We start from the raw sequence: 24356 nt of genomic DNA, 5'->3' as shown, positions 1-24356 counted from the left end.
CGGTCCGCGAGTTGCGGACCGGCTCTTTCCCGGTGGGCGATACTGGGTTCGAACCAGTGACCTCTTCGGTGTGAACGAAGCGCTCTCCCACTGAGCTAATCGCCCGGGAACGCACTGAACAATACAGGTCCGGGCGGGCTTCCTTCAAACCGCTTCGAGGTACGCGGCCAGGCCGCGCCGCCCGGCCCGCATCATCAGCCGGTGGTTGGCGCGGAAGAACGGGCGTCCGGGCACGGCCAGTCGCCGCAGCAGGGGCTTGCCGACGTCGACCACCTGGTCGTAGCGGGCGAGGGTGCCGGAGCCGTCGGGGGTGACGGTCCAGCGGGCCCAGCCGTCCATGTCGCCGGACAACGCCGTCTCCAGGACCCCGGCGGCCGGGTCGCGGCGCACCTCGCGGGCGGTGATGGTCAGGTCGTACGGGAGGAACGCGCGGATGGTGAACAGGCCCGTGGTGTCGTCGAGACGGTGCACCGAGCGCACCTGGGGCCACCAGCGCGGGTAGTCCTCGGGACGCTCCAGAGCCCCGTAGACGACGTCGGCCGAGGCGGTCAGGGACCACAGGCTGAGGAAGCGATAGTGGGTCCAGTCCATGGGCGGAGTCTGTCCCGTCCCCAGCACCGCACACCGGTATCTGAGTACGTTCTGAGTACGCGCACTCATGTCGGGTGACGTGACGCGGACCACACTCCAGGGCATGACGTACCCTCTGCCCCCGGTCGAGGAGCTGCGGCTCATCGATGCGGAGCTGTGGCAACTCGACGCCCGCCGGGCCCAGTTGCTGACCCGCCGCGCCCGGCTGGTCGCCGCCCTGCACCGTCCGGTGCCGCCGATGCCCCTCGCGCCGCCGCGCCCCGAGGCCTCCGCGCCGCGCGTGCAGAACGTGCTGCTCGTGCTCGGCGGTGTGCTCCTCACCATCGCGGCGGTGGCGTTCACGCTGGTCAGCTGGGGGCATCTGGGCATCGCCGGGCGGGCCCTGGTGCTCGGCGCGGTCACCCTGGCCGCGCTCGCGGCGCCGGTGGCGCTGCTGAAGCGGGGGCTCGGATCCACGGCCGAGTCGGTGGCGGGTCTGGGTCTCGCGCTGACCGTGCTCGACGCGTACGCACTGCACGAGGTGGCGTTCACCGGCACGGGCGGCACGGCATACGCGGCGCTCGCCGCGGCGGCACTGGCGGGGCTGTGGGCGGCGTACGGGCTGCTGCCGCCGACAGCACCACTGCGCTCGCCCGTCCCCGCCGCGCTGCTCTCGACCCAACTCCCGCTGCTCCTCTGGGCGCTGGCGGTGGGCGGGGGCCCGTACCGCATCGCGTCGGCGCTCCTGGCGACGGCCGGATTCGACACGGTCGTGGCACTCATGAGCACCGCCGGGGCCGTCCGCCTCGTCGCCGCCGTCGGCGCGTGCGGCACGGGCGCCCTCGGCGCATGGACGGCCGGCTGGCTCTCCTGGGACGCAGCCGGCCCGAGCGCCGCCGCCCGTGCGGCGGCGCTCCTCGCCCTCGCGGCGGTGATCGCGCTCGGCGCCGCATGGCGCCTGGAGCAGCCGGTCACCGCCGCGGGTGGCGCTGTGGCGGGTGGTCTGCTGCTGGTGACGGCGCTCGGCGGCCTCCTGCGCGTGACGCTGCCGGACGACTGGACGGTGCCCGGCCATCTGGCCTTGGGCGTCGCCCTGCTGGCGGCCGTACGAGCTCCGCTCCCCGAGCCCGTACGCCGCGGCCTTCTCCTGGCCTCGGGCGCAGTCCAGGCCCTGGCGCTGCTGTGGACCGTCCCGTTGGTCGCCGTCACCCTCCTGGGCCCCGTCGCCCGGGCGACACACGTCTGGTCCGGCGCCCCGTCCGACGCGCGCGCCACGGTGACGGCCGACGCGCCGTGGCCGACGCACGCGATAGCGGTGCCGGTCGTCCTCGCGGTCGTCACCGCCGTGCTGCTACTGGCAGTCCGCGACACGACCTGGCGCCCACGGGCCCTCGTCGGCGCCCTGACCCTGGCGTGGGCCACCGCTCTCGTCCTCCCGGCGGTGCTCGAACTGCCGTATGCCGCCGGGCTGTCGGTCCAGGGGGTCACGACGGCGGCAGCGCTGCTGATGGCCGGATCCATACGTCACCACGCCCCCGCGCAGGAGCCCGGCCGCCCGAGCGCGCAGGCGACCGCCTACCTGCCCGCGCAGGTGACCGCCCTGGTCCTCGCGCTCCTCACCGCCCTCGCCCTCTCCTTCGGCGCGCTCGCGACGCGGACGGCGACCTTGACCGTGCTCTGCGCCCTGACGGCCCTGTTCGCGGGGGCATCCCTCGTCTCGCGTCTCGCCCCGGTCACGGCCCCCGCCGCGCTCACCCACGCCACCGCGCTCGCCGTCGCCACGGGCGCCGCCGCCGGCTGGCAGCCGTCGCACACGGCCCTGCTCGTGCTGGCGGTGCCCGTGGCCGCCGCGCTCCTCGCCGCGCGTCTCGGCGACTCCCCGGCGACCGTCCCGGTGGAGGCGGCGGGAGCGGCGGCCGGGCTGCTCGCGACCGGGCTCGCCCTCGCCGACCCGCCGATGCTGGCCCTCATGCTCGGCCTGTGCGCAGTGATCACCGCGGGCGTGGCGATCCGCCCCGACCGCCGCCCCGTCGGCCATGCGTCCGCGGCCCTGTTCGCCCTGGCCGCCTGGGTGCGGCTGGCGTCCTGGGGTGTCTCGGCACCCGAGGCGTACACGCTCCCGGTCACCGTCCCGGCGCTGTTCCTCGGCGTACTGCGCAGGCGGCACGATCCGCGGACCTCGTCCTGGACGGCGTACGGCCCCGGACTCGGCGCCACCTTGCTGCCGAGCCTCGCCGCCGCCTGGGGCGACCCGCACTGGACCCGTCCCCTGCTGCTGGGCACGGCGGCGCTCCTGCTCACCCTGCTGGGCGCCCGGCACCGGCTGCAGGCGCCGCTCGTGCTCGGCGGCGGCGTGCTCACCCTGGTCGCGCTGCACGAACTCGCCCCGTATCTCGTGCAGATGGCCGGCGCGCTGCCCCGCTGGGTGCCTCCCGCCCTCGCCGGACTGCTCCTGCTCGCGCTCGGGGCGACGTACGAGCAGCGCATCCGGGACGTCCGGCGGGTGCGGGAGGTCCTGGGGAAGATGAACTGAGCGGCTACGACGGCATCTTGTCGCCGAGCAGCGCCAGGTTCTCGATGGCGGCGAGGCCGTAGAGCGCGGTGTCGTTCGAGGACACCCAGCTCGCCTCGCCGCCCGCGACCAGCGTGGCCGGGCCGGTCAGCTGCTCCGTCCTCCACGGCGAGGACTCCGCATAACCGTCGGAGCTGTAGAACTTCGTCCAGGCACGCTTGGCGAGCGTCGCGTCGCCGGTCTGTACGGCGGCGTAGGCGTCGAGGCGCGAATGGCCCTGGAAGAGCAGCAGGGTGCCGAAGTTGGAGCCGTAACGGGCCGTCTGCTCGGCCTTGGTGGCGTTGAAGTAGCGGCAGTAGTCGAGGTAGGCCTCCTTGAACCGCGGCATGTCGACGAGGTGGATGAGCTCGGCGCACAGTTCGTTGAGGCCGAAGACGGCGGAGAGGTGGGACACCGAGACCACGGGCGTGTCGGCGACGGCGAACCTGCCGGTGTCGAGGTCGTACAGACCGCTGCCCTGCACGAAGCCGTTGGGCTGGGCGGCGATGGTCTCCATGGTGGACAGCACGCGCGCCTTGGCCTTCTCCCACTTGGGGCCCTTGCGCTCCCACTCGGTGAGCCAGGCCGACACCAGTCCGCTCCAGTCGGTGCCGAAGCCGATCGACAGGGCGTGCCGGTCGGGTGTGTACGGCTCGGTGCGGATCTTGCGGATCGGGTCGAGGACGAGGAACGTCTCGTCGGAGTCGACATTGGCGTGCATGAGGTCGCCGACGCGCTCGTCGGCGGTGAGGAAGTAGTAGTAGCGCCGGTAGGTGGTGTTGGCGATGCGCTGCTGCTTGGCGCTGTCGGCGAAGTGCTGCACGCCGTGCCGGGTACCGAGTCCGGCCCATTTGCCCAGGTGGTAGACGTCGACCTCGCCGGTGTGCCGGGTCATGGCCTCGGCGAAGCGGAAGATGTCGGCGCGGCCGGAGCGCAGGTAGGCGAACCAGAGCCACAGGTCGGGCGACAGCTCGGAGTTGTCCCAGGCGTAGCCGCCGACGTCGTACCGCCACTGGTGCCGGACCGTGTCATAGGTGTGCATGATGTCGCCGTAGTCCCAGAAGCCGTACCAACGGCGCATCTCTACCTGGTCCTTGTAGTAGGTGAAGAGGAAGTCGAGGTGGTCCTCGATCTTCGCCTTGGCGGCCGTCGAGCGGTCGGGCTCGGAGTAGAGGCCGGGGCCGAAGACCTTGGCCTTGATCAGCTGCTTGGGCGGGGCGGCGAGCTGCGGCAGGACGCGGACCGCGGCGACCTGGTCCGCGAGGGTCTGCGGGGCCGGGGTGGACTCGTTGGCCCAGAAGAGGAGTTCGGAGGTGCGGGCGATGCCGTAGGGAGTGCCGAACCCGGGCTCGTAGTCCTCGTAGGTGATGTTGAGGCCCTCCAGCTGCTCGGGGTAGGTGTCCTGGCCCATGCCGTCGTGGTAGAAGCGCAGGTCCATGGGCTGTGCCTCGGGCGACCAGAGCCAGAGGGTGACGGTCGCCTCGTCGGTGTGGGCGTCGCGGATGTCGAGCTGGGCGGGGAACTGCTCCCAGAAGTCCCTGAGCCCGAAGGAGAATCCGCCGCTCGCCCCGCCCACATAACCGAACCCGGAGGCCCGCCCGCCACCGCCGGCGGCGATCCAGCCGTACCCCTTCCTCGTCCGCTTGCGGACGGTGAAGCCGTCGGCGGAGAGCTGGGAGAGGGTGTAGTCGCCCCACTGCGGGATGTACTGGAGCCGGGTCGTGACGCGCTGGTCCCAGGTGGCGGGATCGGGCAGCCTCCGGCCCGCGTACTGGGCCGCCTGCACGGCCGCCCCCGGGTCACGGCGCAGCCCGGTGATGCCCTGGACGGCCTCCCGCAGCAGGCCCGTTCCCTCGCCGCCGATGCGGATGTGCCGGTCGTAGGCGGCGTCCCGCATGGGCACGGTGAAGCGGACACCGAGCCCGCGGACGAAGTCGCCGCTCGCCTTCCCCGGCTCCTGCGTCCCGTCGTAGGTGATCGTGTGCACCATCCGGAAGGAGTCGGCGCCCGCGTAGAAGTAGAGCCGGATCGAGAACGGCAGCCAACTGCGGTCGCCCTTGCGGTGCTTGCCGTCGATGCGGACCACGGCACGGACCGGTCCGTCCTGCTCGACGGTGACCGACGCGATCGCGCCGTCGAAGCGCTCGGTCTTCACCGTGCCCTGGTCCTCGTCCTCGATCTCCGGCCCGCGGAGGAGGACGAGACGGCCGTTCCTGGCGATCTCCGTCGAGCCGCGGGTGACCGACTTGACGAGCGTGGCACCGGACGTGCCGATCCGGACGGTGATGACGCCGGTCGACACATCGACGGTCCCGCCGCTCTTGTCGACGGTCACCTTCTTGTCGGGGGACTGCGGTGTGCCCGCCGCGAGGGTGAGCTTTCCGCTGCCCGAGGAGACCGCGTGCGCGGTCCACTTGAGGGAGCCGTCCGGCCAGTGGGCGATCGGCCAGGACTGCACGGGCACGGCCCTGCCGTCCGAGTCCGTCAGCTCGAAGGTCTGGTCCTCCTGGTACGCGCCCATCGGCCAGGGCACGCCGACGGTGGAGCCGGGGGCCGCGCCGAGGCCGCCGTCCTCCAGCCAGTCGAGGGTCACCGGGTCCGCGTCGGCGGCCTGGGCTCCCGGCGCGGCCTGGGCGTCCTTCGACCCCAGTGCCCAGCTGAACTGGGCGGCGGCTCCGGCGACGGCCGCCGCCTTGAGGAGGGACCTGCGGGGAATGGAAGACATATCGGATTCAGCCTTTCCTATCCGTGCGAACGCAAGGCGGTCAGGGGCATGACAGTGCGAGGTACGGCGCCGAGGCACCGACCCTGATCGAGGAACCACCGCTCAGCGGCGCCGGTACCGCTCCTCCACGGCGACGGCCGCGGCCACGACGGCCCCCAGCACGGGGACCGCAAGCGGCGCGATGAGCAGCGCGGAGCAGACGACGAGCACAGCTCCGCCGACGAGCAGGAAGGATCCGGCGGGGTCGAGCACGGTACGACGGCCCGCGTCCGCGAGCAGCGCGCGCCAGGTGTCCCCCGGCGCCCAGACCGCGGCCGCGCGCAGCCCGGCGACGGCGAGCCCGATCACCGCGAACATCCCCGCGGCCCCGACGAGCGGCCCACCCGGCAGCCCGGCACGCGCCGCCCGGACGTCCACCCAGGCGGCGGCCACCGCACCCCACCCGACGGCGCCGACGACCCAGCCGCCGCGCAGGGCGGCCCGCAAGTCCACGACGAACTCCCGCCACCCACCGCGCTCATGGGCCGTACGCCGCCGCAGATGCCGGGCGCCGGCCGCAAAGGCCGCCGGCCAGGTGACGACCCCCAGCGAGGCCACAGCGATCCACACACCCGTGAGCAGACACTCGGCGAAGACGGCGAACCTCTCCGCGAACACCGGCTCGCGCCGCGCCCTCACCCGTACGTCGGCCACGGCCTCAGCCCTTCAGTCCGGAGGTCGCCATCCCGTCGATCAGATACCGCTGGAAGGCGAGGAAGAACAGCAGCACGGGCAGCAGCGCGACCAGCGACATGGCGATCATGCCGCCGTAGTTGGCGGCCACGCCGTCGGAGTCGCGGAACATCATCAGCCCCAGGGAGACGGTGTACTTGCCGGGCTCGTTGAGGTAGATCAGCGGGCCCATGAAGTCGTTCCAGGCGTTGATGAAGGTGAAGATCGCGCTGGTGATGAGCGCGGGCCGGCACAGCGGCAGCACGATCGACCAGTAGATGCGCAGATGACCGCAGCCGTCCAGCCGGGCGGCCTCGTCCAGCTCGCGGGGCAGGTTCCGCATGAACTGCACCATGAGGAAGACGAAGAAGGCCTCCGTGGCGAGGTACTTGCCGATCAGCAGCGGAGCGTAGGTATTGATCCAGTGCAGCTTCTGGAACATCACGTACTGCGGGATCAGGAGCACGTGGTACGGCAGCAGTAGCGTGCCGATCATGAGTGAGAACAGCAGGTTCCGGCCGACGAACCTGATGCGGGCGAAGGCGTATGCGGTCAGCGAGCAGGAGATCAGGATGCCGACGACGGAACCGACCGCGTAGAAGAGGGAGTTCTGGAAGAACGTCCAGATCGCGACATCGGCTATGCCGTCCGCGAGGCCCTTGAAGTTTCCGAGGATCGGATGGCCCGGGAACAGCTGGAGGCTGTTGATGATGTCCTTGCTGGGCTTGAACGAGGCGCCGACGACCCAGACGACCGGATAGAGGATGACGGCGAGGATCAGCAGGGCGCCCAGGTGCCAGCCGAGCGAACCGGTCCGCCGACGGCCCCCTCCCGTCGCCTTCGTCGTCATGACACTCATCGGGCCTCCTCCTCGTAGTGCACCCACTTCTTCTGGGACCAGAAGAGGACGGCCGTCACCAGAGCCACGGCGAGCAGCAGCATCCAGGCCATCGCCGCGGCGAAGCCCATCTGGGAGTTCTTGAAGCCCTGCTGGTAGAGGTAGCAGGTGTAGACGAGCGTGGCGTCCGCGGGACCGCAGTAGGTGTTGGAGACGACGTACGCCGACCCGAAGATCTGGAACGAGTGGATGGTCTCCAGGAGCACGTTGAAGAACAGCACCGGGGAGATCATCGGCAGGGTGATGTTCCAGAACTTCCTCAGCGGCCCCGCGCCGTCCATCTCGGCAGCCTCGTAGAGCTCCCTGGGCACCTGTTTGAGCCCGGCCAGGAAGATCACCATCGGCGCCCCGAACTGCCAGACGGTCAGCGCCACCAGGGAGTACAGGACCCAGTCGGCGTTGCCGACCCAGCCGCCGACGTGGAAGCCGAGCAAGGACTGCGTACGGTCCACGACGGCGCCGTCGGAGAAGATCGACCGCCAGACGAAGCCGACCGACACGCTCGCGCCGATGAGCGAGGGCGCGTAGAAGGCGGCCCGGTAGAAGGCCTGGCCACGGCGGCTCTGCGCGAGCAACAGGGCGACGCCGAGGGCGAGCAGCAGCTTCAGCGGGGTGCCGATGACCACGTACTTGGCCGTCACCTCGACCGACTTCTGCCACCGGGGGTCGTCGAACATCTTGGTGAAGTTGTCGAACCCGACCCACTTCGGGGTGTTGAAGAGGTTGTAGTCCGTGAAGGCGAAGTAGAGCGAGGCGACCATCGGGCCTGCGGTCAGCAGCACAAAGCCCGCGATCCACGGGGACATGAACAGATAGCCGGCGAGGTTCTCCCGGCGGCCCCGCCGCCCCCTGGCCGTGGGGGCGGCGGAGCGGGCCTTCCGGGTGGCGGGCACGGATTCCTTGACGAGCGTCACGGAGGTTCCCATCGGACTTGTCGGGCTGATCGGGCGGTCGGGCTGATCGGGCGGTCGGGCTGATCGGTCTGATCGGGCTTGTCGGCCTGATCGGACCGAGGCACAGCCGGCTCAGGCTTGGAAGGCGGCTTCGGACTCGGTGAAGAACTGCTTGACCGAGTTCGCGACCGTGGTCTTGCCCTGTCCGAGGTCACCGCCGATGCGCAGGAAGGCGGCCTCGACGGTGTCGGCACCGGAGGGGTGCGGCGTGATCGTGCCGAGGACGCCGGACTTGGCGGTGTCCGCCTCGTACTGCGCGATCTCCTTGCTCACCGCGTCGGTCGGCCTGAACGCCGCGTACTGCTCGGTGCTCGCCAGGATGCCCCGGTCGTAGCCCATGATCTTGCCGACCTCGGGGTCGTGGACCATGAAGTCGATGAACTGGGCGACTTCCTTGGGGTGCGCGGTACGGGCCGAGGCGCTCAGCATCAGCGACGCCAGGTACTGGCCGGTGTGCGTGCCGTCCACCGTGGGGATCGGGGCCAGGCCGTAGGTGCTGCTGCCCTCCGCCGAGTAGCGGACCGTGAAGTTGTCCCAGGTGAACTCCGAGGCGCCGTGGCCGGCGGAGAGCGAGGACTTGGGCTGGTCCTGGGAGACGACCTTCGGGTCGGTGACGATGCCTGCCTTCACCCGGTTGTAGCCGTCCTGCCACCACTCCGTCAGATCGGCCTTGTCGAAGCCGAGTCCGTCCTTGGTGAAGAACGCCTTGCCGTTCTGCCGGAGGTACAGGTCGTAGAGGTACATGATGGTGAAGTAGCCGGTGTCGCCGGGGATCCTGGTCTTGTCGTGGATCGTCTTCAGGGCCTTGAAGTACTCGTCCCAGGTCCAGCCCGCCCGAGGGTCCACGCCCGCCCGCTGGAAGACCTTCTTGTCGACGACCAGCGCCATGGTGTTCGAGCCGACGGGGACGCCGAGCTGCTTGCCGTCCACCTCGCCGACCTTGGTGACACCGGCGCGGAAGTGATCCAGGCTCAGATTGCCTGCCTGCACCTGGGACTTCAGGTCGAGAAGAATGCCTCTCTTGTCGTACTTCCGAAGAAATCCGACGGCATTCTGGAAAACGTCCGGCGGATTTCCGCCCGCGGCCTGCGTCTGAAACTTCTCCCAGAACGAGAGATACGTCTGGAAGTCGGTCTTGACCTTGATCTTCGGATACTTCTTCTCGAAGAGCGCGATGCTCTGATTGATCCTTTTCGCCCGCTCCTCGGCACCCCACCACGAGTAACGGATCGTCACCGTCCCGCCCCCGGAACCGCTGTCGCCGCCACACCCCGTCGTGGCGGCCAGCCCGAGCGCGGCCGCCGATGCCCCGGCCGCCTTCAGGATCGTTCGCCTCTCCACATTCCCGCTGGTTCCCACAGTCGAACCCTCCCCGCGCGTCACCGCTGCATATATGAATCGTTTCAAGTAAGCGCTTGCTGGCACAAGGTACGGAGGGCCCAGGGGTGCGTCAATGACTCGGACAGGATTTTCTCGCGCGGGGCGCCGGGCGGCAGGTCGACGAGGGTGGGGCGGCGAGCCGGGAGCAACTGGAAGGTTTGGGCCGCCCCCGAGCCGTCACACCTGGGCGTTTGACTCCCGCGGCCGGCCGAATCGCCCAAATGGCCGAGCCGATGCCTCACAGCGCAGCGGGACGCGGCCGGCGCCGAACGACCGACGGCCCGCCTGCGGTGATGCAGACGGGCCGTCGGTTCCGGGTGGGCGATACTGGGTTCGAACCAGTGACCTCTTCGGTGTGAACGAAGCGCTCTCCCACTGAGCTAATCGCCCGGGCGCAGGGAGAACATTACCCCATGTCACAGGGTGCCTCCGACCAGCGCCGACCGGTGCGGATCACTGATGCTTGAGCTTCCAGGGCATCACGACGCCGAACTTCCAGACGTAGATCCCGACGAGGACGGCCACGATCACCAGGCCGATCACCGTCAGGGCGATGTTGCGCCGACGGACCTTCGGGTCCAGCGCCCGCTGGGCCGCCTCGGTGACCTTGCGCTTGGTCCAGCGGAGCACGAGCTGGGCCCAGACGAACTCGGTGGCCCAGATCGCCATACCGCCGAAGATCACCACCCAGCCGGGTCCCGGCAGCGGCAGCAGGATGATGCCGGTGACCACGACCGCCAGGCCGACGACGAAGATGCCGACCTGCCAGCTCACGTGCAGGGCGCGCCGCGCCTTGATGAACTCCGGCGCCTTCGATCCGAGCCCGCCCTCGACGCGCACCCCGTCAGCCTCCGCCTCGCCGGACGCCACCGCGACGTCGCTCGGCTCGTTACTCCCCGTATTCATACGGCCAAACCCTACCCGAGTGAAACAGGTCACCGGAATGGTCGTACCTCGCGTACTGGTTCTCGGCCGGAAGAGTTACGTAAAGACACGCAAAACACTCAGAGGGGTTTACAACGGCACCGTAGGTGGCATGTCGATTTCGCCGACGTGCGAATCCCCGAGCGCACACTGAGCGAAAGGCCCTGGCGCTTATGAACACCACGGTCAGCTGCGAGCTGCACCTGCGCCTCGTTGTGTCGAGCGAGTCCTCCCTGCCTGTCCCCGCAGGCCTGCGGTACGACACGGCCGACCCCTACGCCGTGCACGCCACCTTCCACACCGGAGCCGAGGAGACCGTCGAGTGGGTGTTCGCCCGCGACCTCCTCGCCGAGGGTCTGCACCGGCCCACAGGCACCGGCGACGTCCGCGTCTGGCCGTCCCGCAGCCATGGCCAGGGCGTCGTGTGCATCGCCCTGAGCTCCCCGGAGGGGGAAGCCCTGCTCGAGGCCCCTGCGCGGGCCCTGGAGTCCTTCCTGAAGCGGACGGATGCCGCCGTGCCTCCCGGCACGGAACACCGGCACTTCGATCTGGATCAGGAGCTCTCGCACATCCTGGCGGAAAGCTAGGTCGCGGCCCCTCGAAGCCGCCCGGCGCCGTCCACTCGGGGAGACGGCTCGGGCCCAAGACAATCGCATACGGGATGCGCACCGGCGCCGTCACCGTGGGTTTCCGCGGGGGCGGCGTCGGTGTGCGCGGGCGTCCGGCGCCCGCGGTCACGGAGCGTGCTCCGGGGAACCCCTTCGGCCACCGGAACGTTCTACCGGCAGCCAGCCACTACCATCGGCCAGCATCGGCGGGCGCCCGCCCGACCCCCAGGCCAGGGAGCAAAACGTGCTGATCACCCACGACACCCGGTGCGCCCTCGACACCGTGGTGGATCTGGTGAACACCGTGCCGGAGGACGACACGACGGCGGACGGACTGCCGGATGTCGCAGCCCTCGAAGTTTTCGTGCGAACGCACAAAATAAGTGATGTAGGGATCCTGTCCGAGTTCGACCTGTCGGCGGTGCGCAAGATCCGCGGACGGTTCGCGGGGATCTTCGCGGCCCCGGACGCCCGGTCCGCGGCCGGCCTGATCAACGAACTGGTCGCCGCCGCGGGCACGACGCCCCGGCTGACGGACCACGACGGCTACGACTGGCATGTGCACTACTTCGCCCCCGGCGCCTCCGTGGCCGACCACCTCGCGGCCGACTGCGGAATGGCACTGGCCTTCTTCGTGGTCGCCGGGGAGCAGGAGCGGCTCAGGCGCTGCGAGGCCCCCGACTGCCGGCGCGCCTTCGTCGATCTCTCCCGGAACCGCTCGCGGCGCTACTGCGACAGCCGCACCTGCGGAAACCGGCTGCACGTGGCCGCGTACCGGGCGCGCCGCAAGGAAGCGGCGGGCTGACCGCCCGGCCTGCCCTTCTCGATACGGGACACCTCGGTGCCGACGCCCGTCCCGGCGGGTGGCGCCGGGAGGAGCGTGTACGGCTCAAAGCCACAGCAGATCGTGCAGCGCGGCCATGAGGAGCAGACACCCGATCACCGCAAGAAAGATCATCAGCGGTGGCTGGGAAAGGGCGAAGAGGCATCCACGCGGCTCGTCCTTCGGCGGCGCGGCATCGCTCTGTGTCGTGTCCAGCATCTCGCGGCGATGATGACCCAGGGAGCACCCTCCGCGCGATCAACACGCCCGTTGGATGCGGGAGTTCGCCGAATTCTGTGATGTCCGGTCCGGTTCCGGTCCGACCATGATCACTTCCGGGTGCGGTCTCGACCCACTGTGTCGTTTCAGTGCGTCACGCGGCCGTCATGTGCGCTGCTTCCTGAACCGTCATATGCCGTGCTTCTTGAGGATGGCCTCGATGTCGCTGAAGTCGTCCGTGGCGCCGGTGGCGCGGGGCGTGGTCGTCGGCCGGGTCGCCGGGCCGAGAGAGGGCGCGGAGGCCGTCGGAGCCACCGCCGTCTCGCTCCGGGCGGCGCGGGCGGCCCTGCGCTCCGCACGGGTGCCCCCGCGCCGGCGTTCGACGGCGCGTGTGGTCGCGAGCAGGGCCCAGGCCCCGCCCAGCAGGCCGAAGCCGATCCAGGCCGTGGGGCTGAACGCGGTGTCGGCCAGCCAGCCGACGACACCGGTCATCACCAGGCCGACGGGAATCAGCGAATAGGACGCGATACGGACCGCCGCCAGGAAGCGCTTGCGGTACGCGGTGACCGCAGCGATGCCCAGGCCGGCCGCGGACACGGCGGAACAGACGGTCTCGGCAATCATCCGGTCCTCCTGGCGGGCTCGGTCGGGCAGGGCGGAAGAGAGAGTGCGCTTACGGAAGAGCGAGCTGCGCTTCGTCCCTTCCATCCTGCACCGCCCGGTACCCGCAATGCCATGGTCGGGCCCGACATCAGGGACATCTCCGGGTCGCATCCTCCCCAGGTGCCGGTCACCGCCGTACGGTCCCCATTCGGCCCCCGGCAGGCTCGCCTGGGAGACTGGTGCCCATGAGTGACTCCTCCCCCGCACCCACCGGTACCCCCGTTCCCGTACTCGACGTGTGGTGCGAACTCCAGTGCCCGGACTGCCGCAGCGCCCTGGACGACCTCCACGCCCTGCGCGCCCGCTACGGCGACCGGCTGGAGCTGCGGCTGCGGCACTTCCCGCTGGAGAAGCACAAGCACGCCTTCGCCGCCGCGCAGGCCGCCGAGGAGGCTCTGGAGCAGGGGAAGGGCTGGGCGTACGTGGAGGCCGTGCTCGGCCGGGTCGAGGAACTGGACCGCAAGGGAGAACCCCTCCTGGTCGAGGTCGCCGGCGAACTCGGTCTGGACGCCGAGGAGTTCGACACCGCGCTGATCGACGGGCGGCACATCCTGATCGTCGACGCCGACCAGGCCGAGGGCAAGGCGATCGGTGTGACGGGCACCCCGACGTATGTCATCGGCGGTGAGCGCCTCGACGGCGGCAAGAGCCAGGAGGGGCTGCGCGAGCGCATCGAGGAGATCGCCGACCGGCTGCTGGCCGGGGAGAGCTGACCTCGGAGCAAGCTCTTGTACGTCGAGACCTCAGAGCAGGTTCTTGTACATCGAGTACGACGTCGGCACGTATCCCAGTGACGCGTACAGCCGCTCGGCCGGTGTGTTGCCGGCGAAGACGTTGAGGCCCAGGACGCGCTTTCCGGCGGCGATCGCCTGGGCCTCGGCCAGCAGCATCAGCGAGCGTCCGTGGCCCCGGCCGCGGGCGTGCTCGTCGGTCTCCACGTCGTACACGTACGCCGTGTCCCCGGCGAGCGACAGCCACAGGGTCCCGACCCTGGCTCCCTCCCGCTCCAGCACGCTCACCAGCATGTTCTCGGTCGCAAGGCCCTGGGGCAGCAGCAGTGCGTGGTCGTGCTCCGACTTGGCCCGCACCTCGGCCCCGGGCACGCCGCGGTCGATCCAGTCCTGCGCGTAGTCCGCGAGCTTGCGCGCGAGCCAAGGCCCGTACTCGGCCTCGGTCATGGGTCTGCCCCGGCTGCCCGCGGGCAGTCCGGGCGGTGTGTCGCCGAGCGGCTTCTCCATGCCGCGGTTGCGGTGCACGTAGCCGAGCGCCGTGGCGAGCCGCAGCGCGCCCTCGGCGTCGGCGGGCACCGAGACCTCGACGCGCTTGCAGCCCCAGCCGCGCGTCACCTCCTCGGCGGCGAGCGCGGCCACCGCGCCCCGGCCGCGTCCGCGGTCGGGCTCCTCGATGCGCAGATCGTCGATCCGGGCGACGGAGGGCCCGAAGACCGGGTGCGTGGAGAGGTGCACCACACCGACGGGACGGCCGTTCACGCACACCTGGAAGTGGCGCGACAGCGCCCCGTCGGTGGCGCGCTGAAGCGGCTCGGTCGGCCGCAGGGTAGTGGTCATCACGGGTGTTCTACCCGTTCCCCGGGCCCGGAGCAGCCCAATATCCGGGGCCCCGTCCGGAAGCGTCGGGGAGCGACCGGGCCGGTCAGGGGTCGAGGTCGTGCCCGGAGCGCTCGTCGAAGATCCGCATCGCCTTGGCGGTCACCGGGCCCGGCGCGCCGGGCAGTTCGCGGGCGTCGACGCGGTGCACGGCCTGTACGTCCCGGAGGGTGGACGTGAGGAAGACCTCGTCGGCGCGTTCCAGGACGTCCAGCGGCAGGTCGGTCTCCTTGGCGCCGGTCCACTCGACGGTCAGGGCGCGGGTGATGCCGGGAAGGCAGCCGGAGGCGAGCGGCGGGGTGTGGATCTCGCCGTCGAGGACGACGAAGACGTTCGAGCCCGTGCCCTCGCAGAGTTGCCCGACCGTGTTGGCGAACAGCGCCTCGGAGGCGCCCTGTTGACCGGCCCGGGCGAGGGCGACGACATTCTCGGCGTACGAGGTCGTCTTCAGGCCGGTCAGCGCGCCCCGCTCGTTGCGGGTCCATGGGACGGTGATCACGGCGGTGGAGTCGGCGCGACGGGTGGTCTCGCCGAGGGCGACCACCAGGGTCGGGCCGTGCTCGCCGCGGTCGGAGCCGAGGGGGCCGTGGCCGCCGGTGTAGGTGATCCGCAGCCGGCCCAGTGGCATCGGGTTGGCCTCCAGGACGGCGGCGCAGGCGCGGCGCACCTCGTCGTGGTCCGGGTCGGGCAGCCCCAGCCCCCGGGCCGAGCGGGTCAGCCGGTCCAGGTGGCGGGTGAGCGCGAACAGCTTCCCGTCGGTCGCCTTCACCGTCTCGAAGATGCCGTCGCCCACGGTCAGCCCGTGGTCGAAGACGGAGACACGGGCGGATTCGATGTCCTGCAGCCCGCCGTCCAGCCAGATCTTCACCCAAGACCCCTTCCACTCTCCGCGTACGTGCCCGACGCTACCGCGAGCAGCCGGGACGCCTTCAGTTCGGTCTCCCGCCACTCCCCCTCGGGGTCGGATCCCCAGGTGATACCGGCGCCGGTGCCGAAGCGCAGCGTCGCCGCGCCCTGCGCGGACCGGTCGATCCAGAAGGTGCGGATGCCGACGGCCAGCTCGCCGGTGCCCCGGTCGGCGTCGACCCAGCCGATGCCGCCGCAGTACGGGCCGCGGGGCGCCGTCTCCAGGGCCTCGATGATCCGCAGGGCGCTCGACTTGGGCGCGCCGGTGACGGAGCCGGGCGGGAAGGCGGCCGCGAGCAGCCCGGGCCAGCCCGCGCCGTCACGCAGCTCACCGCGGACCGTCGACACGAGGTGGACCAGGCCGGGGTGCTTCTCCACGGCGCACAGGTCGGGGACGGTCACGCTGCCGGTGGCGCAGACCCGCCCGATGTCGTTGCGGACCAGGTCCACGATCATCACGTTCTCGGCGTAGTCCTTCTCCAGGAGGTCCGCCTCGGTGCGCCCGGTGCCCTTGATCGGTCCGGACTCGACGATCAGTCCGGCACGGCGCAGAAAGAGCTCGGGCGAGGCCGTGGCGATCTCCACCCCGTCCCCGGGCAGCCGAATCGTTCCCGCGTACGGCGCCGGGTTGCCGCGGGCCAGCAGTGCGGTCAGGGCGTCCACGTCGGCGTCGGGGGCGACCGGCGCGGAGAGCACCCGGCAGAGGTTGGCCTGGTAGACCTCGCCGGCCGCGATGTGCTCGCGTATCCGGTGCACGGCCGCGATGTACGCCGCTCGGTCGAGGGACGACGTCCAGTCGCCGGCCGCCGGGCCCCGCCACCGGCCCGGCACCGGGGCGGGCACCGGCTCGTCCCGTACGTCCGCGAAGCGGGCGCAGGTCAGCCGCCCCTCGAAGTCCGCGCAGACCGCCCAGAAACCGGAGGAGTCCAGGGCCGCGGGATCACTGGTGACATCGAGCAGGCCGGTGGCGACACGGTCGCCGAAGCGGGCAAGAGGAGCAAGGTCGTGCACGGAGTCGAGTCTATGGCGGGTGTCGTCAAGGTGGCCCGGGCATGTCCCGCCGGTGCCCTGACCGCGTCCTTCGGCGGGTGCAGCGCAGCACGCTGCGCAAACGCGTTTTTGTGCTGGCCCGGGAATCCGCTAGAGTTCAACACGTCGCCGGGACGCGGAAGCGGACCGAAACGACAGGCGGACGTAGCTCAGTTGGTAGAGCGCAACCTTGCCAAGGTTGAGGTCGCGAGTTCGAGCCTCGTCGTCCGCTCGAAGGAACCAGGGGTCTTCCCGATCCCCTACACTCCTGGTGGAGTGGCCGAGAGGCGAGGCAACGGCCTGCAAAGCCGTCTACACGGGTTCAAATCCCGTCTCCACCTCCAAGGACGATTAGCTCAGCGGGAGAGCGCTTCCCTGACACGGAAGAGGTCACTGGTTCAATCCCAGTATCGTCCACTGATCCGCGAGGATCCCCGCGCGATTAGCTCAGCGGGAGAGCGCTTCCCTGACACGGAAGAGGTCACTGGTTCAATCCCAGTATCGCGCACGCAGTACTCCCGGACGATTAGCTCAGCGGGAGAGCGCTTCCCTGACACGGAAGAGGTCACTGGTTCAATCCCAGTATCGTCCACGCACCGGAGCCCCCGGCCGTCTCGTACGGCCGGGGGCTCCGTCGTGCGCGGCTCAGCTGGAGAACAGCATGTGGCCGAAGCTCTTGTGGCGGTGGTGGCCGCCGTGACCGCCGTAGTGGCCGCCGTGACCACCGTGCGGGGCGCCCCAGGCGGGGGCGGACGGCGCGGCCGGGTACGCCTGCGGGGCGGCCGGGGGCGGCGGGGCGGGCTGGGACCACTGGGACTCCAGGCGGGTCAGCGCCTCCAGCTCGCCGTAGTCGAGAAAGATGCCGCGGCAGCCGCTGCACTGCTCGATCTGGACGCCATTGCGGTTGTAGGTGTGCATCGGCGCATGGCACTTCGGACACTGCATGGTCGGCTCAACTCCTCGCCGGTAGGTCCTGCTTCGTGTTTCCCCAGGACAGACTCAGTCCGGCCCCGGTCGGTTGCACCCTACTTCGGGAATCCGTGCGACAACTCGGGCGGTACGGAACCCATTCGGTCACAGGCGTCGACCAGGGACTGCTCCACCTCGTCCAGGGGGCGGCCGGCCGCGAGCGCTTTCGTGACAAATAGGGCCGCGGTCTGTGCGGTGAGGGCACGGGCCGGGACGTCCAGGGCCGGCCAGGGGTCGCCGTCGGCGGGTACGGCCGGGCCGCCGGCCGCGCGGTAGGCGGTCAGGAAGCGGGTCCACTCGTCGGGCGGGAGGAGTCCGCAGGCGTACCAGGCGGCGGGTCGTGCGAGATCCCAGGCCGGGACGCCCACACCGAGGTCGTCGACGTCGATGAGCCGCCAGGGACCGCCCGGGGACGGGTGCCGGACCAGCTGGCCGAGGTGCAGGTCGCCATGGCACAGGGCCGGGGCGCCGGGCATGGGGGCCTCGGCACGGGCCCAGGGCGGGAGCGCCGCCCAGGCCCGCAGTATCGGGGGTGCGGCGGGGTGGGGGGCCGGTGCCGCGGCGAGGGCCGCCCGGAGACGGCCGATCGCCCGGGCGGCCTTGGCGGGGCCGCGCATGGGAGGCAGGGGCAGGGCGGATGTGGATGTGGATGCGGAGGTGGAGGTGGAGGTGGCAGGGAGGGTGGCCGCAGGGGGGCGCCGAGGGGCAGGGACGGCGGGGGGCTCGGTGGGCGGGTCGTACCGGGGGCCGGAAGTTCCGGTAGCGGATGCGCGCTCAGCGGGGGCGCGGTCCGTGGCCGGGATGCGATGGAGGCGGGCGAGCAGGGTGGCCGCGGCCTCCCAGGGGGCCGCGTCCGGGTCGTCCGGGTCCACGGGGGTGCCGTACGGCCAGAAGGTCACAAGGCGGTCGTCCAGGGCGGCGGGGGCCGGGGTCAGCGGGGCAAGGAGGATGTCCGGGTGGCGGACGGCCGCGGTGAGACGGAGGGCCAGCTCGGCGGGGTCGGTGCCCGGGGCATGGGCCTTCGCGACGGTGTCGGCATGGCGGACGACGGTGGCGTCGGGACGGTCGGCGAGGGTGACGGTCGCACCGCAGGCACAGGAGGCTTCGCCGGGGTGGGCCGCGGCGGTGGCCTTCGCGGTCAGCTGCGGCAGTACGTCTGCGGTCACGGGGTTCCCTGAGTGCGTACGGCTGTGTCCGGCGAGCGTACGCGGCTGTGCAGCGCCGTGCCGCCGGGCCGGCGTCGGCCCCTGCGCAGGAGCTCGACGCCGGCCGGCGCACAAAAGCAATGCCGGCGCAGCTCCCCAGCTGCGCCGGCATTTGTGCCGTCCGCCGCACCCCCGTCCCCACGGGGTTTCATGGGTGGATGTCCCCGCCCGGACCGCTCTTCCGGGCCTGGGGTCGCCGCTCAGCGCCCCAGCATCACGCCCACGGACGACGCCTGTGTGGCCACTGTCTCCCAGCCGTCGAAGACGAGGAGGAGCAGGGCCGCCAGGGGAAGGGCCATGATCGTCGCCACCAGGGGGTGGCGGCGGCCTGTGCGGCGGGGCGCTGTGCGCCCCTGCGTGCGAATCAGTGTCCGCGGTGCCGTCAGGGCCATGGTCCCTCTCCTGACCGTCTCGGTTGTCGTTGGCAGCGGCGGGTGTCTGACCTCGGGGGACGAGTGCTGCACCCGCCGCTTGACCTCAAATCTAGGCTCGTGGCGCCCACCGGGCGTCATGCCGTCGTACCGAATCGCGGGCCTCCCGGAGGATGAGCCATCACCTGCGGAGTACTCCCCTGGGTGGAGACGAGGTCCTAGGTCTAGGGGTCTTCCCTGAGGGGTCGCCCGGTGTGTCCGGGCTTTTCCGAGCTGTCCTCGCGGGGCACCGGCTGCTCCACGAGGGCCAGGACCCGGTTCGCCATGAAACGGGCCGTACGGACGACGGAGCCGTTTCGCGTGACTTCGCTCACTTCCACGACGCCTCGGCGCACCGCTGTCTCCACCCTGCGGCCCGCTCTGCTCGCCACCACCTCGTATGTGCGCGTCGTGTCGCCGGCATCCACGACTATCTCCACGCGGTCACCCTTCACGGGTTCAATCCCCCTTCTGTGACAGGCGGTTGAGGTCACAGCACGGTCAAGGCCGCCCGGATCGGCGGCTTTCTGACCACCCCTCAAGTCTCCCACTCGGCACTGACAATCCTTCGGGCCGAGAGGGCGCGGCCTCTGCGCGCAGGCGGCCGCGGAAACGTAAGCTGTGGCACGTCACACGGACCGGGCAGCGGGGATGAACATGGCGATGATGCGCCTGAGGCGCGAGGACCCGCGCGTCGTCGGCTCGTTCAGGCTTCACAGACGGCTGGGCGCGGGCGGGATGGGCGTTGTCTACCTGGGCTCCGACAAGAAGGGGCAGCGGGTCGCCCTGAAGGTCATCCGGCCCGATCTGGCCGAGGATCAGGAGTTCCGGTCGCGCTTCGCCCGTGAGGTCTCGGCGGCACGGCGGATCAGGGGCGGGTGTACGGCGCGGCTCGTGGCGGCGGATCTCGACGCCGAGCGGCCGTGGTTCGCCACGCAGTACGTGCCCGGCCCCTCGCTGCACGACAAGGTCGCCGACGAGGGTGCGCTCGGCGCGGCGGAGGCGGCCGCGATCGGTGCCGCCCTGTCCGAGGGGCTCGTCGCGGTGCACGAGGCCGGGGTCGTGCACCGGGATCTGAAGCCGTCCAACATCCTGCTGTCCCCGAAGGGGCCGCGGATCATCGACTTCGGCATCGCCTGGGCGACGGGGGCCTCGACGCTCACGCACGTCGGCACGGCGGTCGGCTCTCCCGGGTTCCTGGCGCCCGAGCAGGTGCGCGGTGCCGCGGTCACGCCCGCCACGGACGTGTTCTCGCTGGGCGCGACCCTGGCGTACGCCTCGACCGGTGACTCCCCCTTCGGGCACGGCAGTTCCGAGGTGATGCTGTACCGCGTGGTGCACGAGGAACCGCACCTGCACGGCGTACCGGACGCGCTCGCCCCGCTGGTACGGGCATGTCTGGCGAAGGACCCCGAGGAGCGGCCCAGCACGCTCCAACTCTCCCTCAGGCTCAAGGAGATCGCGGCCCGCGAGGCCCAGGGCCTGTCCGACGTACGGCCGCCCACGCCGCGGCCCGGCGAGACCGACCGGCCCACCGGTCGACTCACCGACACCCACCCCGAGCAGCAGCGCACACTGCGCCGTACACAGCCCTCCCCGAGCTCGACCCCCGCACCGCGCGGCGGCACTCCCGCACGGGGCGGCACTCCCGCACGGGGCGGCAGCGCCTCGCGCGGCGGCGGCGCCCCGTCGCGGGGCGGATCACGGCCGACCCCGGCGGCCCGCAATACGACACGGTCCGGCAGCGGCAGCCGCCCCGCGCCCCGCAGCGGCACCGGCCGCCCGGGGCCGCGCACCACGGGGACCGGGCGTCGGCCGGCCAATCCGCGGCTGCTGCGGCAGCGGCTGTTCGTGTTCGTCGTGGTGACCCTGCTGGTTGCCCTCGGCATCGCGACGGCCCAGGGCTGTCAGGGGCCGTCGCGGGGACTCGGCGGCGTGGGAGGAACGGTGTCGCCGCGGCACGCACACCTATATGCGCCACCGCCGGATGTCAGGGCGGCCTGAGGAGCCTGTGCGCCCTGGGCCTGCGGCGCGCTCCACCGGACCAGGGTCGATACGTGTTCAGCTGTGCGGAGGGGGATGCGGGCATCCACGACGCCTTGCGCCCCGACTCTGAGCTCGGCCGGGCGGTCGACACGCACCTGTGCGTCTTCTGCCGGGTGCCCGCCGAACCGTCGTCGCGCCGGGGTGACTTACGGCGGCGGCCTGCCCGCCCGGCTCCGGCCCATGCCGGACGGTTGCGCCACATCCTCGCCTCGGCCGTCGCCCGGACCTGTCCCGGCCCACCCGCGGCCTGACGTCGGCCATGCTCCGCGCGGACAAGCCCGAACTCAGGCAAGCGGCGCGCCGGAGCAGTGGCAGGGCGGCGGACCGCCCACTCGATCCGGCCGGCGCCGGGCGAATCGGTCGCGTCCTCTCCTCGGCCTTCGCCCGCAACCTGTCCCTGAGGCGCGACGACCACGGAGAGAACCGGATCGTCGCCGACACCGGCACGCGGTCGGCGACACCGGTCCGACGGGACCCGAGGCGGGACGTGACCTGTCACCGGCCGGCCGCGCCCTGGAGCCGGCCGTGCGCAGTGCGGGCAGGCCCGAACTCAGGGGGCAGCGCCCCCGAGTTGGGGCAGGATCCGCTCGAAGAACTCGCGGTCGCCGTCGAAGACGGGGTCCAGGTGCAGGAACTCCTGCGCTGTCACCCAGCGGACGTCGGCGACCTCACCGGGGTCGGGGACCGGGTCGGCGGTGCCGGGGTCCGCGGTCCACCAGTGGAGGCGGAAGGCGCCGTCGTCGGTCACCGACTCCCAGACCTTCTCCCCCGCGGTCACCACGAGGCCGACCTCCTCGCGGACCTCGCGCACAAGGGCCTCCGCCTGTGTCTCACCCGGTTCGAGCCTGCCGCTGAGAGGCGCCCAGTAGCCGGAGCGCTCGGCGGCCGGGCCGCGGCGGATGACCAGCACGCGGTCGCCTCGCGGGAGGACGGCGACGATCGCGTCGCGCATGTCAGGGCCTAGGCCACGGGGCGGCCGGTGGCCACCGCATAGAAGGCGACCGCGGCCGCCGCGCCCACGTTGAGGGAGTCGACGCCGTGGGACATCGGGATGCGTACCCATTCGTCGGCGGCGACCAGCGCCTGCGTGGACAGGCCGTCGCCCTCCGCGCCGAGCATCAGCGCCACCCGGTCCATCCGGTGCGGGGCGGCCTCGTCGAGGCTCTTCGCCTTCTCGTCCGGGGTGAGCGCGAGCAGCGAGAAGCCGGCCTCGCGGACCGACTCCAGGCTCTTGGGCCAGGAGTCCAGGCGGGCATAGGGCACGGAGAAGACCGCGCCCATGGAGACCTTCACGCTGCGGCGGTAGAGCGGGTCCGCGCAGTCCGGCGAGAGCAGGACCGCGTCCATGCCGAGGGCGGCCGCCGAGCGGAAGATCGCGCCGATGTTGGTGTGGTCGTTGACGGACTCCATGACGACCACCCGGCGCGCGGAGCGCAGCAGTTCGGCCGCCGTCGGCAGCGGCTTGCGCTGCATGGAGGCGAGGGCGCCGCGGTGCACGTGGTAGCCGGTGACCTTCTCGGCGAGCTCCGGGCTGACCGCGTACACGGGCGCCGGGAGCTCGTCGATGACGTCGCGCATGACGTCGACCCACTTGGCCGACAGCAGCATGGAGCGCATCTCGTAACCGGCGTCCTTGGCACGGCGGATGACCTTCTCGCCCTCGGCGATGAACAGGCCCTCGGCCGGTTCTCGCTTGCGGCGCAGCTCGACGTCGGTCAGGCCCGTGTAGTCGCGCAGGCGCGGGTCGTCGGGATCCTCAACGGTGATGAGATCGGCCACAGGGTGATACTGCCTTGTCCTGGGTGTGGTGCCAACGGCTCTGACGGGACAGGTTACCCGCGGTTACGCGGACGGTGCCGGGCCGGGCCGCGGGCCCACGCCGACGACCGCGCCGACGACGATGACCGCCGGCGGCTTCACGTCCTCGGCGCGCACGGTCTCGGCGACGGTCGCCAGGGTCGCGTCGACACGGCGCTGTGCGGCGGTCGTGCCCTCCTGGACCAGGGCGACCGGGGTGTCGGGGGACTTGCCGTGGGCGACCAGTGTCTCGGCGATCTTCCCGATCTTGTCGACGCCCATCAGGATCACCAGGGTGCCGGTCAGCTTGGCGAGCGACGGCCAGTCGACCAGGGAGCGCTCGTCGTCGGGCGCGACATGGCCGCTGACCACGGTGAACTCATGGGCGACGCCCCGGTGGGTGACGGGGATGCCGGCCGCGCCGGGCACGGAGATCGAGCTGGAGATGCCCGGGACGACCGTGCACGGGATGCCGGCCTCCGCGAGTGCCTGCACCTCCTCCATGCCCCGGCCGAAGACGAAGGGGTCGCCGCCCTTGAGGCGTACGACGGACTTGCCCTGCCGTGCGTGCTCGATGAGAGCGTTGTTGATGGCCTCCTGGGCCATGTAACGGCCGTAGGGGATCTTCGCCGCGTCGATCACCTCGACGTGCGGCGGGAGTTCGGCGAGCAGGTCGCGCGGGCCGAGGCGGTCGGCGATGACGACGTCGGCCTCGGCGAGGAGACGGCGGCCGCGGACCGTGATGAGGTCGGGGTCGCCGGGGCCGCCGCCGACCAGCGACACTCCGGGCGTCCTGGTGCGGTGGTGCGGGGCGACGAGGGTGCCGTCGCGCAGGCCCTCCACGACCGCGTCACGGATGGCCGCGGTGTGGCGCGGGTCGCGACCGCGCGCGTCCGTGGTGAGCACGGCGACCGTGACGCCCTCGCTGTGGCCGGTCGCCGGGGTCCAGGCGGTGGCCGCGTCGGCGTCGTCGGAGCGGACGCACCAGACACGGTGGCGCTCCGCCTCGGCGGAGGCGGCGGTGTTGGCCTCGGCGTCGCTGGTGGCGATCAGTGCGTACCAGGCGTCGGCCAGGTCCCCGTCCGCGTACGGGCGCCGCTCCCAGGTGATCTCGCCCGCGTCCGCCATGGCCTCCACGGAGGGGGTCGCCTCGGGGGACACGAGGACGATGTCCGCGCCCGCCGCGATCAGTGCGGGCAGGCGGCGCTGGGCGACCTGGCCGCCGCCGAGGACGACCACTCGGCGGCCAAAGAGGCGGAGGCCTACGGGGTAGGCGGGGTGTTCGGCCATGAGGGGCGGCTCCTCGTACAGGCAGCGGTGCGGTGGGCGCGCTGCGACTTCGGAGCGGCCCTGACGTGCGGA

At 71.5% G+C, this 24356-nt stretch carries 24 protein-coding genes and 7 tRNA genes; 10 read left to right on the top strand and 21 right to left on the bottom strand.

Going from position 1 to position 24356, the window contains the following annotated elements; all coding sequences use genetic code 11:
- Positions 1–33: 33 nt before the first annotated feature.
- Together ACFY1J_RS19345 and ACFY1J_RS19340 are read right to left on the bottom strand one after the other, a co-directional pair.
- Positions 34–105, bottom strand: a tRNA-Val gene (locus ACFY1J_RS19345).
- Positions 106–144: 39 nt separating this feature from the next.
- On the bottom strand, positions 145–591 hold the full coding sequence (locus tag ACFY1J_RS19340; RefSeq protein ID WP_390710877.1) for an SRPBCC family protein: 447 nt from the start codon (positions 589–591) through the stop codon (positions 145–147).
- 103 nt (positions 592–694) lie between these two features.
- Here ACFY1J_RS19340 and ACFY1J_RS19335 point away from each other — a divergent pair, with 103 nt between their 5' ends.
- Positions 695–3103, top strand: coding sequence for an SCO7613 C-terminal domain-containing membrane protein (locus ACFY1J_RS19335; RefSeq protein ID WP_390731562.1), 2409 nt, complete (start codon positions 695–697; stop codon positions 3101–3103).
- A 4-nt stretch (positions 3104–3107) separates the two neighbouring features.
- Here ACFY1J_RS19335 and ACFY1J_RS19330 read toward each other — a convergent pair whose 3' ends face one another.
- From ACFY1J_RS19330 to ACFY1J_RS19300, 7 genes are all read right to left on the bottom strand, one after another.
- Entirely contained in the window at positions 3108–5846 is a 2739-nt protein-coding gene (locus tag ACFY1J_RS19330) for a Tat pathway signal sequence domain protein (protein WP_390731561.1), read from the bottom strand.
- Positions 5847–5948: 102 nt separating this feature from the next.
- Positions 5949–6539 (bottom strand): hypothetical protein, encoded by a 591-nt coding sequence (locus ACFY1J_RS19325; protein ID WP_390710880.1) that lies wholly within the window; start codon positions 6537–6539, stop codon positions 5949–5951.
- Between the two features lie 4 nt (positions 6540–6543).
- Entirely contained in the window at positions 6544–7416 is an 873-nt protein-coding gene (locus ACFY1J_RS19320) for a carbohydrate ABC transporter permease (protein ID WP_390710881.1), read from the bottom strand.
- Positions 7413–8381 (bottom strand): carbohydrate ABC transporter permease, encoded by a 969-nt coding sequence (locus tag ACFY1J_RS19315; RefSeq protein WP_390710882.1) that lies wholly within the window; start codon positions 8379–8381, stop codon positions 7413–7415. Before ACFY1J_RS19315 ends, ACFY1J_RS19320 begins: the two co-directional genes overlap by 4 nt.
- A gap of 99 nt (positions 8382–8480) precedes the next feature.
- Positions 8481–9767, bottom strand: coding sequence for an ABC transporter substrate-binding protein (locus ACFY1J_RS19310; protein WP_390710883.1), 1287 nt, complete (start codon positions 9765–9767; stop codon positions 8481–8483).
- 339 nt (positions 9768–10106) lie between these two features.
- Positions 10107–10178, bottom strand: a tRNA-Val gene (locus ACFY1J_RS19305).
- A 63-nt stretch (positions 10179–10241) separates the two neighbouring features.
- On the bottom strand, positions 10242–10694 hold the full coding sequence (locus ACFY1J_RS19300) for a TIGR02611 family protein (RefSeq protein WP_390710884.1): 453 nt from the start codon (positions 10692–10694) through the stop codon (positions 10242–10244).
- Between the two features lie 191 nt (positions 10695–10885).
- On the opposite strand from ACFY1J_RS19300, the gene ACFY1J_RS19295 reads away from it, so the two are divergent.
- A complete protein-coding gene (locus ACFY1J_RS19295) occupies positions 10886–11299 on the top strand; it encodes an SsgA family sporulation/cell division regulator (RefSeq protein WP_004002642.1) in 414 nt (137 codons plus the stop codon).
- A gap of 265 nt (positions 11300–11564) precedes the next feature.
- On the top strand, positions 11565–12125 hold the full coding sequence (locus ACFY1J_RS19290) for a CGNR zinc finger domain-containing protein (protein WP_390710885.1): 561 nt from the start codon (positions 11565–11567) through the stop codon (positions 12123–12125).
- A gap of 84 nt (positions 12126–12209) precedes the next feature.
- Here ACFY1J_RS19290 and ACFY1J_RS19285 read toward each other — a convergent pair whose 3' ends face one another.
- Positions 12210–12362, bottom strand: coding sequence for a hypothetical protein (locus ACFY1J_RS19285; protein ID WP_263206696.1), 153 nt, complete (start codon positions 12360–12362; stop codon positions 12210–12212).
- A gap of 189 nt (positions 12363–12551) precedes the next feature.
- Entirely contained in the window at positions 12552–12986 is a 435-nt protein-coding gene (locus ACFY1J_RS19280) for a hypothetical protein (RefSeq protein ID WP_390710886.1), read from the bottom strand.
- A 224-nt stretch (positions 12987–13210) separates the two neighbouring features.
- Here ACFY1J_RS19280 and ACFY1J_RS19275 point away from each other — a divergent pair, with 224 nt between their 5' ends.
- Positions 13211–13738, top strand: a complete 528-nt coding sequence (locus ACFY1J_RS19275; protein WP_390710887.1) for a DsbA family protein — start codon at positions 13211–13213, stop codon at positions 13736–13738.
- 30 nt (positions 13739–13768) lie between these two features.
- Here ACFY1J_RS19275 and ACFY1J_RS19270 read toward each other — a convergent pair whose 3' ends face one another.
- The 3 genes from ACFY1J_RS19270 to ACFY1J_RS19260 form a co-directional block, all read right to left on the bottom strand.
- Positions 13769–14593: a GNAT family N-acetyltransferase gene (locus ACFY1J_RS19270; protein ID WP_390731560.1), complete on the bottom strand. Its 825-nt coding sequence runs from the start codon at positions 14591–14593 to the stop codon at positions 13769–13771.
- A gap of 85 nt (positions 14594–14678) precedes the next feature.
- On the bottom strand, positions 14679–15500 hold the full coding sequence (locus ACFY1J_RS19265; protein ID WP_390731559.1) for an aminotransferase class IV: 822 nt from the start codon (positions 15498–15500) through the stop codon (positions 14679–14681).
- Positions 15497–16549 carry a chorismate-binding protein gene (locus ACFY1J_RS19260; protein WP_390710890.1) on the bottom strand — a complete coding sequence of 351 codons (1053 nt, stop codon included), beginning with the start codon at positions 16547–16549 and terminating at the stop codon, positions 15497–15499. Before ACFY1J_RS19260 ends, ACFY1J_RS19265 begins: the two co-directional genes overlap by 4 nt.
- Before the next feature lie 177 nt (positions 16550–16726).
- Here ACFY1J_RS19260 and ACFY1J_RS19255 point away from each other — a divergent pair.
- The 5 genes from ACFY1J_RS19255 to ACFY1J_RS19235 all read left to right on the top strand — a co-directional run bounded on the left by ACFY1J_RS19255 (position 16727) and on the right by ACFY1J_RS19235 (position 17159).
- Positions 16727–16799: transfer RNA gene (locus ACFY1J_RS19255), tRNA-Gly, on the top strand.
- Between the two features lie 38 nt (positions 16800–16837).
- Positions 16838–16911, top strand: a tRNA-Cys gene (locus ACFY1J_RS19250).
- Between the two features lies 1 nt (position 16912).
- A tRNA-Val gene (locus tag ACFY1J_RS19245) sits at positions 16913–16984 on the top strand.
- Positions 16985–17003: 19 nt separating this feature from the next.
- Positions 17004–17075 (top strand) — tRNA-Val (locus ACFY1J_RS19240).
- Positions 17076–17087: 12 nt separating this feature from the next.
- A tRNA-Val gene (locus ACFY1J_RS19235) sits at positions 17088–17159 on the top strand.
- A 53-nt stretch (positions 17160–17212) separates the two neighbouring features.
- Here ACFY1J_RS19235 and ACFY1J_RS19230 read toward each other — a convergent pair.
- The 4 genes from ACFY1J_RS19230 to ACFY1J_RS19215 all read right to left on the bottom strand — a co-directional run bounded on the left by ACFY1J_RS19230 (position 17213) and on the right by ACFY1J_RS19215 (position 19606).
- A complete protein-coding gene (locus tag ACFY1J_RS19230) occupies positions 17213–17512 on the bottom strand; it encodes a zf-TFIIB domain-containing protein (RefSeq protein WP_363296784.1) in 300 nt (99 codons plus the stop codon).
- Positions 17513–17592: 80 nt separating this feature from the next.
- Positions 17593–18702 (bottom strand): phosphotransferase family protein, encoded by a 1110-nt coding sequence (locus ACFY1J_RS19225; RefSeq protein WP_390731558.1) that lies wholly within the window; start codon positions 18700–18702, stop codon positions 17593–17595.
- A gap of 239 nt (positions 18703–18941) precedes the next feature.
- Positions 18942–19133 carry a hypothetical protein gene (locus ACFY1J_RS19220; protein ID WP_263206707.1) on the bottom strand — a complete coding sequence of 64 codons (192 nt, stop codon included), beginning with the start codon at positions 19131–19133 and terminating at the stop codon, positions 18942–18944.
- A 203-nt stretch (positions 19134–19336) separates the two neighbouring features.
- Positions 19337–19606: a hypothetical protein gene (locus tag ACFY1J_RS19215; RefSeq protein ID WP_390710891.1), complete on the bottom strand. Its 270-nt coding sequence runs from the start codon at positions 19604–19606 to the stop codon at positions 19337–19339.
- Positions 19607–19802: 196 nt separating this feature from the next.
- On the opposite strand from ACFY1J_RS19215, the gene ACFY1J_RS19210 reads away from it, so the two are divergent.
- Positions 19803–21155: a serine/threonine-protein kinase gene (locus ACFY1J_RS19210; RefSeq protein ID WP_390731601.1), complete on the top strand. Its 1353-nt coding sequence runs from the start codon at positions 19803–19805 to the stop codon at positions 21153–21155.
- 592 nt (positions 21156–21747) lie between these two features.
- On the opposite strand, the gene ACFY1J_RS19205 is transcribed toward ACFY1J_RS19210, so the two are convergent.
- The 3 genes from ACFY1J_RS19205 to cobA form a co-directional block, all read right to left on the bottom strand.
- Complete coding sequence (locus tag ACFY1J_RS19205; RefSeq protein WP_390710892.1) at positions 21748–22149, bottom strand: NUDIX domain-containing protein; 402 nt, start codon at positions 22147–22149, stop codon at positions 21748–21750.
- Positions 22150–22157: 8 nt separating this feature from the next.
- Positions 22158–22976 (bottom strand): TrmH family RNA methyltransferase, encoded by an 819-nt coding sequence (locus ACFY1J_RS19200; RefSeq protein ID WP_390710893.1) that lies wholly within the window; start codon positions 22974–22976, stop codon positions 22158–22160.
- A 63-nt stretch (positions 22977–23039) separates the two neighbouring features.
- On the bottom strand, positions 23040–24284 hold the full coding sequence (gene cobA / locus ACFY1J_RS19195) for a uroporphyrinogen-III C-methyltransferase (RefSeq protein WP_390710894.1): 1245 nt from the start codon (positions 24282–24284) through the stop codon (positions 23040–23042).
- Positions 24285–24356 lie beyond the last annotated feature (72 nt).

It is taken from the genome of Streptomyces sp. NPDC001406 (genome assembly GCF_042895285.1).
In the GTDB taxonomy this organism is placed as follows: Bacteria; Actinomycetota; Actinomycetes; order Streptomycetales; family Streptomycetaceae; genus Streptomyces.
This window is presented reverse-complemented; position numbering and strand designations above follow the sequence as displayed.

Bases quoted from the DNA above. Each gene is read 5' to 3' on its own strand.
- ACFY1J_RS19285 (WP_263206696.1), bottom strand. From the start codon at position 12,362: ATGCTGGACACGACACAGAGCGATGCCGCGCCGCCGAAGGACGAGCCG.
- ACFY1J_RS19320 (WP_390710881.1), bottom strand. From the start codon at position 7,416: ATGAGTGTCATGACGACGAAGGCGACGGGAGGGGGCCGTCGGCGGACC.
- ACFY1J_RS19280 (WP_390710886.1), bottom strand. From the start codon at position 12,986: ATGATTGCCGAGACCGTCTGTTCCGCCGTGTCCGCGGCCGGCCTGGGC.
- ACFY1J_RS19210 (WP_390731601.1), top strand. From the start codon at position 19,803: ATGAACATGGCGATGATGCGCCTGAGGCGCGAGGACCCGCGCGTCGTC.
- ACFY1J_RS19205 (WP_390710892.1), bottom strand. From the start codon at position 22,149: ATGCGCGACGCGATCGTCGCCGTCCTCCCGCGAGGCGACCGCGTGCTG.
- ACFY1J_RS19315 (WP_390710882.1), bottom strand. From the start codon at position 8,381: ATGGGAACCTCCGTGACGCTCGTCAAGGAATCCGTGCCCGCCACCCGG.
- ACFY1J_RS19340 (WP_390710877.1), bottom strand. From the start codon at position 591: ATGGACTGGACCCACTATCGCTTCCTCAGCCTGTGGTCCCTGACCGCC.
- ACFY1J_RS19220 (WP_263206707.1), bottom strand. From the start codon at position 19,133: ATGGCCCTGACGGCACCGCGGACACTGATTCGCACGCAGGGGCGCACA.
- ACFY1J_RS19330 (WP_390731561.1), bottom strand. From the start codon at position 5,846: ATGTCTTCCATTCCCCGCAGGTCCCTCCTCAAGGCGGCGGCCGTCGCC.
- ACFY1J_RS19230 (WP_363296784.1), bottom strand. From the start codon at position 17,512: ATGCAGTGTCCGAAGTGCCATGCGCCGATGCACACCTACAACCGCAAT.
- ACFY1J_RS19275 (WP_390710887.1), top strand. From the start codon at position 13,211: ATGAGTGACTCCTCCCCCGCACCCACCGGTACCCCCGTTCCCGTACTC.
- ACFY1J_RS19295 (WP_004002642.1), top strand. From the start codon at position 10,886: ATGAACACCACGGTCAGCTGCGAGCTGCACCTGCGCCTCGTTGTGTCG.
- ACFY1J_RS19300 (WP_390710884.1), bottom strand. From the start codon at position 10,694: ATGAATACGGGGAGTAACGAGCCGAGCGACGTCGCGGTGGCGTCCGGC.
- ACFY1J_RS19335 (WP_390731562.1), top strand. From the start codon at position 695: ATGACGTACCCTCTGCCCCCGGTCGAGGAGCTGCGGCTCATCGATGCG.
- cobA (WP_390710894.1), bottom strand. From the start codon at position 24,284: ATGGCCGAACACCCCGCCTACCCCGTAGGCCTCCGCCTCTTTGGCCGC.
- ACFY1J_RS19270 (WP_390731560.1), bottom strand. From the start codon at position 14,593: ATGACCACTACCCTGCGGCCGACCGAGCCGCTTCAGCGCGCCACCGAC.